The following is a 13,686-nucleotide window of genomic DNA, read 5'->3' as shown; positions in this document are numbered from 1 at the left end:
CGGCATTTCCGGGTCGAGCGCTTATCGCGCCCCGCGTTCCACTGCCTTTCCCCCTGACCCCGCGCGCTTTCCGGCGCTCGGAGGAATGGGAGGGGCATGCCGACGAACACGTCCTATCCAGGTGTCCACGTCGAGGAGATCCCGAGCAGCGCGCGCACCATCTCCACCGTCACCACCTCGGTGACCGCGTTCATCGGGCACACCCGCCGCGGGCCGCTGAACGAGCCGGTCCGGGTGACCAGCTTCGCCGAGTTCGAGCGCCGCTTCGGCGGGCTCACCTCACGCGGCGCGCTCGGTTACGCGGTGCACCAGTTCTTCGCCGGCGGCGGCACGATCGCGCTCGTCGTGCGCGTCGCCGCCCGAGGCAGCGGCAAGGCCGCCTCGGTGGTGCTGCACGCCGGTGACCGGCGCAAGGACTGCCCGGTGCTCGCGGTGCACGCGAAGGAACCCGGGGCGTGGGGCAACGGCCTGCACGTCACCGTCGACCACGACACGAACCACCCGGAGGAGACGTTCAACCTGCACGTCGCCGACGCGCGGGTCGGCGCCCGCGAATCCTTCGGCGGCCTGTCGCTGGATCCCGGGCACGGCCGGTACGCGGAGACCGCGGTGAACTCGTCCTCGGCGCTGATCCGCGTCGAAGTGCTGGATTCGGGGCTGCCCGCCGCGAGCGGCACCGTCTCCCGCCCGTTCGACGGCGAGCTGCCCGGCCTGGGCGTGGAGCTCACCGCGAAGATCGGCGACGTGGAGCGGGACTTCACGCTCTACGAGGAGGACGTGGACGGCGAGGCGCCGTGCACCGTCGCCGAACTGGCGCTGCTGCTGGAGCGCAAGCTGCGCTCGCTGCCGGACGCGCCGGGCAGGCGCGCGTTCGCCGGGGCGACCGTCACCGCGTTCGGCGACCGGCTGCAGACCGTCGCCGGTTCCACCGACCCGGCCGACGAGGTCCGGTTCCGCGGCGAGTGCGCCGGGGACCTCGGGCTCGACGAGACGGTGCGCCCGCCGGTGTTCCCGCTGGAGTGCGGGGAGGACGGCGACCCGCCCGGACCGCGCGACCTCATCGGCAGCGAGGCGCGCAAGACCGGGTTGCAGGCGCTGCGCGACGTGGACGATGTGAACCTGCTGGCACTGCCCGAACTCGCCGGGTACGAGTCCACCGAGGACGTGCTGGCGGTGCTCACCGCCGCCGACCGGATCTGCCGCGAGCGCCGGATCTTCCTGCTGGTGGACGCGCCGGCGTCGTGGTCCGGGGTGGATGCGGTGCGCGCCGGGATCACCGCGTTCGACCCGGTGCGCAGCGACCACGCCGGCCTCTTCTTCCCTCACCTGCAGCTGGTCGACCCGCTGTCCGGACGGCTGCGGTCCTTCCCGCCGTGCGGGGCGGTCGCCGGGGTCATCGCGCGCACCGACGCCGAGCGCGGCGTGTGGAAGGCGCCCGCGGGGACCGAGGCGAAGCTGCTCGGGGTGCGGTCGCCGTCGGTGCGGCTCACCGACCGGGAGAGCGGCCTGCTCAACCCGCTCGGGGTGAACTGCCTGCGCAGCTTCCCCGTGGTGGGCGCGGTCGTGTGGGGCGCGCGGACCCTCGCGGGTTCGGACGCGGCCGACTCGGAGTGGAAGTACCTGCCGGTGCGGCGGCTGGCGCTGCACGTGGAGGAGAGCCTGCGCCGCGGCCTGCAGTGGGCGGTGTTCGAACCGAACACCGAGCAGCTGTGGCAGCAGATCCGGCTCAACGCCTCGGCCTACCTGCACACCCTGTTCCGGCAGGGCGCGTTCCAGGGCGGCACGCCTCGCGAGGCGTACTTCGTCAAGTGCGACGCCGACACCACCACGCAGGAGGACGTCGACCGCGGAGTCGTCAACGTCGTCGTCGGCATCGCCCCGACGAAGCCCGCCGAGTTCGTGATCGTGACCATCCAGCAGTTCGCCGGCCTCCCGCAGGCGTAGCGAACCGGAGGAGTGAGCATGGCCGAGTTCCAGATCAACGCCCACCGCTTCGACCCGTACAAGAACTTCAAGTTCCTCGTCCTCTGGGACGGGCGCACCGTGGCGGGCGTCAGCAAGATCAGCCCGCTGAAGCGCACCACCGAGGTGGTCAAGCACCGCCACGGCGGTGACCCGAGCTCCCCGCGCAAGGCGCCCGGGCGGTCCGAGTTCGAGGGCATCACCTTGGAGCGCGGGGTCACCCACGACCCCGAGTTCGACCGGTGGGCCAACAAGGTCTGGCAGGTCGGCGCCGGGCTCGGGTCGGAGGTGTCGCTCGCGGACTTCCGCAAGGACATCGTCATCCAGCTGCTCAACGAGGCCGGGCAGGTCGCCGTCTCGCACAAGCTGTACCGCACCTGGCCCAGCGAGTACCAGGTGCTGGGCGAGCTGGACGCGAACGCGAACGCGGTGGCGATCCAGAGCTTGAAGCTGGAGTGCGAGGGCTGGGAACGGGACTACGAGGTCCCGGAGCCGACCGAACCCGCGTTCACCAATCCCGCCTGACCGCGCGGCGGACGACGGTTCGGCGGGAGGGGTACCGGGTGGTGGTGACGGGACCGGCGGAGCTGCTGGCCGCTTGGGAAGCGGGGTTGGCGCGACGCGCGGCCGGGCGGGCGGAAGTGCTGCACCGCGCGGCGCGGCCGGAGGCGTCGGTGGCGCAGCTCGACGCGGAACCGCTCGGGGCGCGGGTGGCGGACCTGCTGGTGCTGCGCCGGGCGCTGTTCGGCGAGCGGATGCAGGTGCTGCTGGAGTGCGCCGCGTGCGGCGAGGTCGTCGAGTTCGACCTGGACGCGCGCGGCCTCGCCGACCACCCGCGGCCCACCGGTGATCCGCTGCGGGTCGTCGACGACGGGATCGAGGTCGAGTTCCGGTTGCCGACGGCCGCGGACCTGGACGCCGTGGCCGTGGCCCCGGCCGAGCAGCGCGGCGCTCGGCTGCTGGCCCGCTGCACGCTCGCCGCCGAACGCGACGGCGAACCGGTCGAGCCGGAAAGCCTGCCGGAGCGGGTGCGGCGGCGGATGGCGGAGCTCGCCGAGCAGGCAGATCCGGCGGCGGACCTGGCGGTGACCGTGCACTGCCCGCACTGCGGCGGCGGTACGCCGACGGTGCTGGACGTGGCCGAATTCCTGTGGTCGGAACTGGATTCGTGGTCCCGGGACGTGCTGCTGGACGTGCACCTGCTCGCCGCCGCCTACGGGTGGAGCGAACCGCAGATCCTGGCGCTCAGTCCGCTTCGGCGGCGTTACTACCTGGAGTTGTGCGCTGATGCCTGATTTCTTCGACCGGCTGGCCGCCCGGCACGATCCGGCGGCGGTGCGGCTGCGCCCTCGGCTGCCGGGGCCGTTCGAGCGGGTGGACTCGCTGCCGGACCCGGCGCCGGAGGCCGAATCTCCCGTAGCAGCCCGGATTCCGGCTCCGGTGCTGCGGGAGCGCGAGCTGCGGCGGGTGGAGCGGGAGGTGCACCGCACCGACCGGATCACCTTGGTACGCACCGAATCCCAGGCCACCGAGCCGTCACCGCGGCCGGAAGCCGCACCGCAGCGGGACGAGGCCGAACCGGTGGCGAGGCTGGTGCCGCCGGCGCACGTCACCCCGGCGCCCGAACCGCCGCGCCCGACCCGGGAGAACGTGCCGGGCGAGCCCGAACCGGTGCGGGAGCGCGGCGGCACGCTGCGTCCGGTGGCCGCCGCCCCGGCCCCGGCCGACTCCCCGCGCACCCGGATCGCCGCCGCCGCTGCCGCACCGCGCACCGCGCCCGCGGCCCGCCGCCGGACGCCCGCACCCGCGGAACCGGCCGTGCGGGTGGAGATCGGGCGCCTCCAGGTCAGCGCCGCCGCACCGCCGCGCCCACCGGAACGGCAGCGCGCGGGCCGCCGCGCGCCAGCGGTGAACCTGGCCGACTACCTCGACGAGCGGGCGGGTTCATGAGCAACGCACTGGCCATCGCCACGGTCACGCAGGCCCTCGCGCTGCTGATCGAGAGCAACCTGCGGCCCGAGATCGACTTCGCGGTCTCGGTGGAGACCCGCAAGCCGCCGGCCGAACCGCCGACCGAGCCGACGATCACCGTGTTCCTCTACCAGGTGGCGCCGAACCCGTCGATGCGCAACACCGAGCTGCCCAGCCGCGCCTCCGGTGGCGGGCTGCTGGCCCGGCCCACCGCGGCGCTGGACCTGCACTACCTGATCAGCGCCTACGGCGAGGAGACCGAGCTGGTGGGGCAGCGGTTGATCGGCTGCGTGGTGCGGACCCTGCAGGAGATCCCGGTGCTGCCCCGCGAACTGCTGGTGGAGGCGGCTTCGCGGCCGTACCTGGCGAGCAGCGACCTGGCGGAGTCGCCGCAGCGGGTGCGGTTCTCGCCGATCCAGATGGACACCGACGAGACCTCGAAGTTGTGGGGGATGCTGCACCAGACGCCGTACGCGCTGTCCACGACCTACCAGGGTTCGCTGGTGCTGATCGAGGGCCGCGAGGAGCCGGTGCCGCCGAATCCGGTGCGGCAGGTCGTGCCGACGGCGCGGCCGTTCGGGCCTGCGGATCCCCGTGGTGGCGCGGCGGAATCTCCCGGCGGGGAGCCGGCCGAGCCGCCGGAGGCGACCGGTCCGGAGCGGGCGTCCGGGACCGATCGGGCAGCCGGGACCGATCGAGCATCCGAGTCCGATCGAGCTGCCGGGACCGAGCAGGCGTCGGAACCCGGTGCTGCGAAGCCGAATCGGCGCACCACCACGTCGAAGCGGCCCGGTACCGCGAAGCGCACGGGCGGCACCACCGCGACCAAGCGAACGAGCGGCACCACCGGAGCGAAGAGCACCGGCGGCACCACCGGAGCGAAGCGCGGCCGCACGAGTACGACGCGCGGAACCCGCACTCCTCCCTCCGCCGAGCCGGGATCCAGCGAACAGGCCACTTCGGACGGCGATCGTGATGAGCAGAGCTGATCCGGTGCACGACGAGCGGAGAGGGGGCGCGGGATGACCGAGGAACGCGACGGCGCGGACTCGGCGCTGGCGGCCGCGGTGCGCGCGGTGCTGGCCGCGCTCGAAGCGCACGCCGGTGGCGAGACCGCCGAGCACGCCATCCCGCCGGTGCCCGAGCTGGAGGCGCTGGCCGGCTGCTTCGGCCTGAGCACCTTCGAACGCGAGGTGCTGCTGCTGTGCGCGGCGATGGAGCTGGACGCGGGCACGGCGGGCCGGTGCGCGGCGGCGAGCGGTTCGGCCCGCGCGCACCCCACGTTCTCCCTCGCGCTGGCCGCGTTGAGCGAGCCGCACTGGAGCGCGCTGACGCCGGTGTCGCCGCTGCGCCGCTGGCGGCTGGTGGAGCTGGACGAGCAGGCGGGGTTGACCACCGGCCGGTTGCGGATCGACGAGCGGGTGCTGCACTTCCTGCTCGGCTCCCCGTACCTGGACGCGCGGCTGCACGGCCTGCTGCGCCGCGTCCCGGAGCCGGGGCGGCTGCCCGCCTCCTACCGGGACGCCGCGGAGCGGATCGCGTCGAGCTGGGCGGACGGCGACGCGGAGACCGCGTTGCGCGTGGAGCTGGTCGGCGGGGACGCGCGCACCCGCGCGGACCTGGCGGCCGCCGCCGCGGACGCCTGCGACCTGGGCCTGTACGCGCTGTCCGCGGAGGACGTGCCGGACGATCCGGCGGAGCGGGACCTGCTGGCGCGGTTGTGGCAGCGGGAGGCGGTGTTGCTGCCCGCCGCACTGCTGCTGGAGGTGGACGAGCCGAACCGCGAGCAGCTCGCGGCGGCCGAGGCGTTCGTGGAATCGGCAACGGTACCGCTGGTGATCGGCAGTGCGGAACCGCGCCCGAGCTCCCGCGCCCGCGGTGCGCGGATCACGGTGCCCGCGCTGGACGACGCCGAGCAGTTCGAGCTGTGGCGCGGCGCGTTCGGCGGGCGCGCCGACGCCGAGGTGGGGAACCTGGTCGCCCAGTTCGCGCTGCCGCCGCACGTGGTGGTCTCCGCCGCCGCGACCGTGCGCGGCACCGCGGACGGCGACCTGGCGCAGGCGGCGTGGCGGGCCGGGCTGGAGCAGGCCCGGATGGGGCTGGACGAGCTGGGCAGGCGCATCGAACCGGCCGCGGGCTGGGGAGACCTGGTGCTGCCGGAGCGGCAGCTGCGGGTGTTGCGCGAGGTCGTCGCGCACGTGCGGCAGCGCGCCACCGTGCACCACGACTGGGGCTTCTCCGCGACGCTGCGCCGCGGCCTGGGCGTGACGGCGCTGTTCGCGGGCGGTTCCGGCACCGGCAAGACGCTCACCGCCGAGGTGATGGCCCGCGAGCTGGGCCTGGACCTGTTCGTGATCGACCTGTCGCAGGTGGTCAGCAAGTACATCGGCGAGACGGAGAAGAACCTGCGCAAGGTCTTCGACGCGGCCGAGCGCGGCGGGGCGCTGCTGCTGTTCGACGAGGCGGACGCGCTGTTCGGCAAGCGCAGCGAGGTCAAGGACAGCCACGACCGCTACGCCAACCTGGAGGTCAGCTACCTGCTGATGCGGATGGAGGCGTACCGGGGCCTGGCGATCCTCACCACGAACATGAAGAAGGCGCTGGACTCGGCGTTCCTGCGCCGGATCCGCTTCGTGGTGGACTTCCCGTTCCCCGGCGAGGCGGAGCGCGCCGAGATCTGGCGGCGCGTGGTGCCGGAGCAGGCGCCGGTGAAGGACCTCGACCCGGAGCTGCTGGCGCAGTTGACGGTGGCGGGCGGTTCGATCCGCAACATCGCGCTGTCCGGCGCGTTCCTCGCCGCCGAGGACGGCGAACCCGTGCAGATGCGGCACATGCTCGCCGCCGCGCACACCGAGTACCGCAAGCTGGAGCGGTCCCTGACGCCCTCGGAGGTGCGGGGATGGGTGTGAACGTGCACATCGGCGAGCTGGTGCTGGACGGGTTCGACGGCGTCGACCCGGACCGGGTCGCGGTCGCGTTCCAGGCGGAGCTGACCCGCCTGGTGGAGCAGCGAGGGGTGCCGCTCGCCGCGTGGGGGCCGCGGCAGGTGGACGGCATCGCGGACCTGCCGCCGCTGCCCGCGACCACGTCCCCGACCCGGTTGGGCGAGGCGCTGGCGCGGTCGGTGCACGCGGGTCTCAGCGGCAGGGGGCGATCCGGATGAGCGCACCCGTCCCCGCCCGGGAATCGCGTTCCGCGCAGGATTCCCGGCGCCGCAAGCGGAAGAACCGCACCGCGGACCGGGCCCCGGAGCCGAAGGAGGTCGTCAGCGGCGCCGGCCAGCCCCTCGACGAGAGCACCCGGCGCGAGTTGGAGGAATCGCTCGGCCACGACTTCAGCCGCGTCCGCCTGCACACCGACCGCGACTCCGGCGAGCTCGCGCAGGACCTCGGCGCGGACGCGGTGGCGGTGGGCCAGGACGTGCTTTTCGCGCCCGCGAAGTTCCGGCCCGGCACGGCCGAGGGCACCCGGCTGCTCGCGCACGAACTCCTGCACACCGTGCAGAACCCGCACGGGCTCGGTGCCCTGCGCGCGGGCCGCGAGCTGGGCGCGGTGAGCCTGCCGCAGCAGGCGATCGAGCGCGAAGCCGAGTCCACTTCGGACCCGGCGGCGGTGCGCTCCGGTCAGGCCACGCCCGGCTGGTTGCGCTACGCGACGGTCGACGCCGACCGCCGCCGCGCCGAGGAACTGGACCCGGCGACGATGATCGACCGGCTCGCCAACGGCATCCAGCGCTCGCTGCGCGGTGATCCGGAGGACCGGTCCAAGCGCACTCGGAAGCGGCTCGCGCGGCTGCCCGAGGACGTCCTCGACGTCGTGCTGGACCGGTTGGAGTCGCGGCTGCTCAGCTCCGAGCACGAACGCGTCCTGGACCTCCTGGACGAGGTGGAGGCGGACCCGGCCCTGGAACCCGGCGCGATGGCGACCCCGGCGGTCGAACCGGACGCGCACGCCGAGGTGCTCGCCGAACGCGAGGAGCAGCAGCAGGAATCCGACCAGCGGCGCGAATCCGAGCAGCAGCCGCCCGAAGCCACCGGACCGGAGAAGGAGCAGGAGGTCCCTGGCGGCGCGGACGGCGGGACGCCGGAGAACGCGGGGCCGGAGGCCGCGGCACCGGAGCAGGACGCGGCGGTGGGGGAACAGGAGTCGGCGGAGCCCGCTTCCGAGCAGGACTCGGAGGAATCCGCCGCGGACTCCGGGGAATCCGAGGAGCAGGGCGGGGAGCAGGACGCCGAGCAGCAGCCGGAAGGCGAGCAGGCCGCTGACGAGAAGGGCGCTGACGAGAAAGCCGCTGACGAGAAGGACTCCGAGGACAAGGGCGAGGACGAGCAGGCCGAGCAGGACGAGAAGGAGGCGGGCGAGGAGGAGAGCGCCGAGCAGGACTCGGCGGCGCAGAACCGCCCAGACGCCATCGATCCCCTCGTGGCGAAGCCGAAGGACCGGCAGCAGGACGTCGACCCCTCCCCGGAGCAGGCGGGCAAGGACACCCAGCTCGCCGGCGCCGTCGATTCCCTGGACGGCGCCCGCAACCAGGACGTGCTCGGCCCGGAGGAGGAACCGGACTCGGAGGCGCACGGCGGCGACTCGGAGGTCGAGGTCGGCGGCGAGGAGAAGAGCGCCTGGGACGTGAAGCTCGCCCCCGAGGACTTCTTGCCCGAGCAGGACCTGGACGTCTCCGGCGTGCCGACCGCGGACAAGCTGGAACCGGGCGCCGCACCGCCGCCGATGCCGTCCTTCCCCGCGCCACCGCAGACGAAGGCCGAGCAGGTCCAGGCGGAACGCGACGCGGAGGACGCCGAGGACGAGGCGGCCGAAGCCGAGCCGGTGGAGGCGGAACCGGAGGAGCAGGCCGAACCGGACCCGTCGATCACCACCGAGGGCACGCCGGGAGCGGCGGACCTGGCGACCCTCGCCGCGGACAAGGCCGCCGAGAAGCAACCCGGCGCGGCGGCGAAGCCCACCGACCCGAAGGCGGGCGCGGATCCCGAAGCAGGTCCCGCCGAGGCGCAACGCCTCGCCCAGGAGGCCCCGGGCAAGACCGAGGGCGCGAAGGACGAACCCGGCGGCGCCGTCAAGGAATCCGCGGCGAAGGAGGAGCGGGACGGGGCGGGCAAGGGCGGCAAGGATTCGGGCGGCAAGGATTCGGCGGGCGGGACCGAGAAGGGCGGCGAGCAGCCGGGCAAGGGCGGGAAACCGGACCAGGACGCGCAGGGCGGGGGCACCGAGTCCGAGAAGTCCGAAGCCGGCGGCGAGGATTCCGGCGGCGCAGCGGGCGCGAAGAGCACCGACGACGCGGAATCACCTTCCACAGCGCGGGATTCGCACACCACCGGCGGCACCGAGCCGACGAACGAGTCCAGCACCGGTACCGATCAGCCCCAGCAGGAGCAGCCCGCACCCGCGAAGCAGAGCTCCACCCCCGCTCCGGCGGCGACCGGCGAGGCCCCGAAACCGACATCGGAACCGACGACCAGAGCGGCCAAACCGACCTCCGCGCCCGCCCAGAAGACCGAGCAGGCGGCCCCGAAACCCGAACAGGCCAAGCCGGCGCCCGCCGCGCCGAAGGCCGGACCCGCTCCGACCGCCCCGCGCTCCGGCGGCGGCGGGAAGGCGGGCAAGGGCGGTGGGGCGAAGGCGAAGAAGCAGGCGCAGGCCGCCCCGAACCTCTCCCAGGTGTCCCCGGAAGCGGGCCTGCGCACGGCGTCCGGTCTGAAACCGCACGTGGCGTTGCAGGCGATGGGCGGGGTGGACGGCGCCGTGGACCGCACGGTCGGCGACGAGCACCAGCAGCTGGCGGCCGATCCGCCGTCGATGCAGCGCCCGTCCGGTGCTCCGCAGACCGCGAGCGGTGCCCCGGACACCGATGCCCCCGCCGAGTATTCCCAGGACGAGGCGGCGAAGTCCGACGCCCCCGAGAGCAAGGACGCGGAGGTCAAGGGCGAGAAGAAGCCGGAGGGCCCGATCCCCGCCGAGGAGGTGGAGGAGCCGGACGGCTGGGACACGTTCCTGATGGGCGCTGGCTACGTCATCGGCTGGCTCGGCGAGAAGGTCGGTTTCGACGTCTCCCCGGAGGATCTGGCCGCCCAGTTCGCCGGGATGCCCACTGAGGACGAGGCGATGGAGCAGGCGAAGGCCGGCACCGCCCCCGGGGTGGAGATGCAGGGCGACGCCGGGGACAAGTCCCGCGAGCAGGACGACGCGGTCACCACGAAGGGCGAGCAGACCGCCGACACCGCCCGGGACGACGCGAGCCGCGGCATGGGCGAGGACCAGGTCTACCCGGACGCGCCGAAGGAGCAGCTGAAGGGCGAGGTCCCCGGCCGCGAGGGCGGGAAGGGCGGCGGCAAGGTCGACGCCGGAACCGGTGCCGTACCACCGGAAGCGGCCTCGGAGGTCGCCGAGCACGAGCGCGGCAAGGAGTTCAAGTCCGCGTTCGGCAAGGGCGAGCAGGGCCTGTCCGACGGCAAGCAGCAGAAGGAGCGCGACACCCGCACTTCCCGGCAGAAGCACGACCGCGAGGTCGACGCGGAGGTGAAGCGCAACACCGACCAGCAGACCGGCAAGCGCGAATCGACGTTCGACGACGTCTCCGGCGAGCGGGAGAAGTGGCGCGCGGACCAGGATGCCGAGCTCGACAAGCTCGGCACCGGCAAGACGGAGAAGCGCGAGCAGGCCCGCAAGGACGTGGAGAAGGAGGAGCAGGACACCGACAAGAAGATCGAGGAGCGCAAGAAGGACGACGACGAGGGCATCAAGAACAAGCGGGAGACCGCGAAGACCGAGGCGAAGACGAAGCGGGACGACACCTCGCGGGAGTCGAAGAACTGGGTGGAGAAGGCCTTCGACGAGATCAAGAGGTTCTTCATCGAACTCCGCGACAAGATCGTGGCGATCCTGCAGGCCGCGCGCGACGCCATCGTCGACTTCATCGAGAACTTCAAGCGCGACGTCGAGAACCTCATCAAGACCATCCGCGACAAGATCGTGGGGCTGGTCGAGGACCTGATCGAGGCGCTGATCGAACTGGCCGTCGCGCTGGTGAAGGCGGTCATCGAGCTGGCCCGGCGCATCCGGCAGTTCATCGAAGACCTGGTGGCCGCCGCCATCGCCTTCGTCACCGAGCTCGCCGCGAAGCTCAAGCAGCTCATCACCGACCTGCTCGAAGCGATCGCGAAGCTGCTCAGCGACATCCTGAACGTGCTGAAGAAGGCGCTCGCCGACGTGCTGAAGGCCGTCAAGGACGCCATCAAGTCGGTGCTGGACTTCGCCTCGAAGCTCCTGGCGGGTTTCGGCGAGTTCATGATGGTCGCCGTCGACTTCCTCGCCGACCCCGGCGGCTGGCTCTCCGGCGCGAAGAGCTCCGCGGAGGACGGCGCGAAGAACCACTTCTTCCGTGAGGTCAAGAGCGCCGTCAAGGACTGGTTCAACCAGAAGATCGAGGAGATCATCGGCCTGCCGAAGGCCATCTTCGAGCGGTTGAAGAAGGGCGGCATCAGCCTCCAGGAGATCGTCAAGGAGACCTGGGACGCCGTAGTCCCGCAGCTGCCGTTCATCATCGGCGAGATCGTCATCACCAAGGTGATCGCGAAGCTCATCCCCGGCGCCGGCTGGGTCGCGGCGGTCATCGACGCGTTGCAGACCGCGATCGGCGCGCTCGGCGAGATCCTCCGCGCGTTCGGCGCCGTCCTCGACTGGCTCAAGTCGGTCGGCAAGGGCGGCAACGGAGTCCTGTTCGCCAAGGCGGTGGCGGCAGGCGTCGTCGCCCTCCTGGAACTCGCCTACCAGTTCTTGTTGGACGGCATCGGCAAGTACGTCAGCAAAGTCGGCGACCGCTTCAAGACCCTGGCGGCCTCCCTCGGCAAGAAGGACAAGGGCGGCAAGGAAGGCGGCGCAGCTCCGCCCGAGGACCGCGGCGGCAACGGCTCCGACAAGCAGCAGCAACCCGGCGCCGGCGACAAGGCCCCCGGAGACAAGGGACCTTCGGATGACGGAACAGACACCCCGGTCCCGAAACCAGGCCGTCCCGGTGGCGGCAAACCCAGTGGTCAGGGGGGTAAGACCGGCGTTCGCAGCGACAAGAAGGCTGACCAGGGCAAGACCGGCGACAAGGCCGACGCGCCGAAGAAGCCGGGCGACGACTCCAAGAAGCACCCGGCGAAGGACGACAAGCCTCGCAAGGACGACCACAAGGACGCGAAGAAGGAGGACAAGCCCGACGGGCGGCATTCGGACCCGCACCGCCGGAAGGACGAGGACGGGCAGCGGCGCCGGGACCCGGACCGTCGTGATGACGAGCGCCGCGACGGCAAACGCCGCGACGACGACCGCGAATCCCCGGCTAAGAAGAAGCAGCAGGACGACGAGCGGGACCGCAAGCGGGACGACGACGAACAGGACCGCAAGCGCAAGGACGACGACGCGCAGCGCAAGCAGAAGAACGAAGCGGACCCGAACCGCAAGAAGGACGAGGACTCGGACCGCCCGAAGAAGGACGACGACGTCCCCGGACGCAGGGACGATCGGCGCAGCCAGGAGCGGGAGCGGAAGAAGGACCGCGACGAGAAGCGGGACCGGGATCGCAAGAACAACCGGGACAAGGCGGACAGCGGATCGAACAAGCGCAAGCGCAAGGACGACGACGACCGGAGACGTCCGAAGGACCGGGACCGCGATCCCTCCAGGGATCGCAGGCGCGAACGCGATCGGAACGAGAACAAGCAGAGCAAGAAGAACGATCGGAAGAAGGACGAGGAGTCCAAGAAGTCCAAGGATGATCAGCTGGACAAGATCGTGGCACGCTTACGCCCCAAGCTGTACGCGAAGATGAAGGACGGTATCCAGCGTCCTCGGTTCCTCGATCTGCTCGGTGCGCTGAAGGCGCACTACCGATTGACCGGGTTGGGTCCGGTCGGCGGTGATCCTTTCATGGTGGTCGCCACGCTGAACCCGTCCCGGCCGGTTTTGCGGGGTGAGTACACCGAGCCGCATTCTGAGCCCGATGCCTACAGCGTTCCTCCCGGAGAACCGAAAGGGGAGGATGTGGTTCAGGACGGTTGGACCGGCCGTGCGAAGAAGGGGCAGTGGTACACCGGAAAGATCATGCAGGTTCGGCGCAAGGATGGACGCCAGGTCCAGTTCGACTTCTACGGTCACGGACCTTCGGGGAAGGGCGAGTTCAGGGTTCCGGTGCGGGAGGTCAAGGAACGTTGGGAGCGGGTCGACTTCGATAAGAGGTGGTACGCGCTCGGTCCGGACTTCGAGGCCATTCGGCAGCGGGACCTGTGGAGTGAGTACAACCAGGCTCGGCAGGTTCTGAACTATCGGATGACTGCGAGGTTCACCAATCCGGACACGCCCACGAGCACTTCGAAATCAGGAAACCCGGTGAAGCCGCAGTGGCACCATATCGTCGAGCAGCGGCAGAACGGCCCCAACCATACGAAGAACTTGGTGCTCACTTCGGCCACTGCTAATCAGGACTTCAATACTTGGATGGATCACAGTCAGCCTGCCGCGAACCCGTCGACGACGTCCAAGCACGGTCTGCCTTCTACGAACGGGAAGCCGGTGTACCAGTACCTCCGAGGTGCTGGGTATTCGGAAAAGATGGAGTGGGGTGTGCGCTGCATGGAGGAGGTGCTCGGGCGGAATCCGCTCGGGATGCAGAGTGTGAGCAAGGGGCGCGGAATTTTCCTGAAACTTCCGTAGTGGCGGCCTTGGGAGGGGAGTCTATTGGGTGACGTTGTGTTGTTC

Annotated in this window: 8 protein-coding genes; all 8 read left to right on the top strand. The window is 71.6% G+C overall.

The features are described from left to right. Positions 1-96: 96 nt before the first annotated feature. Genes LCD33_RS06165 through LCD33_RS06130 form a run of 8 tightly spaced genes read left to right on the top strand, consistent with a single transcriptional unit; the run spans position 97 to position 13,641 of the window. On the top strand, positions 97-1,944 hold the full coding sequence (locus LCD33_RS06165; protein WP_224977606.1) for a phage tail sheath C-terminal domain-containing protein: 1,848 nt from the start codon (positions 97-99) through the stop codon (positions 1,942-1,944). A gap of 18 nt (positions 1,945-1,962) precedes the next feature. Next, positions 1,963-2,487 carry a phage tail protein gene (locus LCD33_RS06160; protein ID WP_224955584.1) on the top strand — a complete coding sequence of 175 codons (525 nt, stop codon included), beginning with the start codon at positions 1,963-1,965 and terminating at the stop codon, positions 2,485-2,487. 44 nt (positions 2,488-2,531) lie between these two features. Next, positions 2,532-3,257 (top strand): hypothetical protein, encoded by a 726-nt coding sequence (locus tag LCD33_RS06155; protein WP_224966070.1) that lies wholly within the window; start codon positions 2,532-2,534, stop codon positions 3,255-3,257. Next, entirely contained in the window at positions 3,250-3,912 is a 663-nt protein-coding gene (locus LCD33_RS06150; protein ID WP_224977605.1) for a hypothetical protein, read from the top strand. Before LCD33_RS06155 ends, LCD33_RS06150 begins: the two co-directional genes overlap by 8 nt. Then, a complete protein-coding gene (locus tag LCD33_RS06145; protein WP_224977604.1) occupies positions 3,909-4,922 on the top strand; it encodes a DUF4255 domain-containing protein in 1,014 nt (337 codons plus the stop codon). Before LCD33_RS06150 ends, LCD33_RS06145 begins: the two co-directional genes overlap by 4 nt. A 33-nt stretch (positions 4,923-4,955) precedes the next feature. Continuing rightward, positions 4,956-6,842 carry an ATP-binding protein gene (locus LCD33_RS06140; RefSeq protein WP_224955588.1) on the top strand — a complete coding sequence of 629 codons (1,887 nt, stop codon included), beginning with the start codon at positions 4,956-4,958 and terminating at the stop codon, positions 6,840-6,842. After that, the gene (locus LCD33_RS06135) at positions 6,833-7,096 is read left to right on the top strand and encodes a hypothetical protein (RefSeq protein ID WP_224955589.1); all 264 of its coding nucleotides are present in this window, start codon (positions 6,833-6,835) and stop codon (positions 7,094-7,096) included. The genes LCD33_RS06140 and LCD33_RS06135 overlap by 10 nt, the downstream gene beginning before the upstream one ends. Continuing rightward, on the top strand, positions 7,093-13,641 hold the full coding sequence (locus tag LCD33_RS06130) for a DUF4157 domain-containing protein (RefSeq protein WP_224966072.1): 6,549 nt from the start codon (positions 7,093-7,095) through the stop codon (positions 13,639-13,641). The genes LCD33_RS06135 and LCD33_RS06130 overlap by 4 nt, the downstream gene beginning before the upstream one ends. Positions 13,642-13,686 lie beyond the last annotated feature (45 nt).

It is taken from the genome of Saccharopolyspora sp. 7B (assembly GCF_020177435.1).
Classification (GTDB): domain Bacteria; phylum Actinomycetota; class Actinomycetes; order Mycobacteriales; family Pseudonocardiaceae; genus Saccharopolyspora_C; species Saccharopolyspora_C gregorii.
This window is presented reverse-complemented; position numbering and strand designations above follow the sequence as displayed.

What these genes read in the sequence shown, in the direction of transcription:
- LCD33_RS06165 (WP_224977606.1), top strand. Translation starts at nt 97, where the DNA reads ATGCCGACGAACACGTCCTATCCAGGTGTCCACGTCGAGGAGATCCCG.
- LCD33_RS06160 (WP_224955584.1), top strand. Translation starts at nt 1,963, where the DNA reads ATGGCCGAGTTCCAGATCAACGCCCACCGCTTCGACCCGTACAAGAAC.
- LCD33_RS06150 (WP_224977605.1), top strand. Translation starts at nt 3,250, where the DNA reads ATGCCTGATTTCTTCGACCGGCTGGCCGCCCGGCACGATCCGGCGGCG.
- LCD33_RS06145 (WP_224977604.1), top strand. Translation starts at nt 3,909, where the DNA reads ATGAGCAACGCACTGGCCATCGCCACGGTCACGCAGGCCCTCGCGCTG.
- LCD33_RS06140 (WP_224955588.1), top strand. Translation starts at nt 4,956, where the DNA reads ATGACCGAGGAACGCGACGGCGCGGACTCGGCGCTGGCGGCCGCGGTG.
- LCD33_RS06135 (WP_224955589.1), top strand. Translation starts at nt 6,833, where the DNA reads ATGGGTGTGAACGTGCACATCGGCGAGCTGGTGCTGGACGGGTTCGAC.
- LCD33_RS06130 (WP_224966072.1), top strand. Translation starts at nt 7,093, where the DNA reads ATGAGCGCACCCGTCCCCGCCCGGGAATCGCGTTCCGCGCAGGATTCC.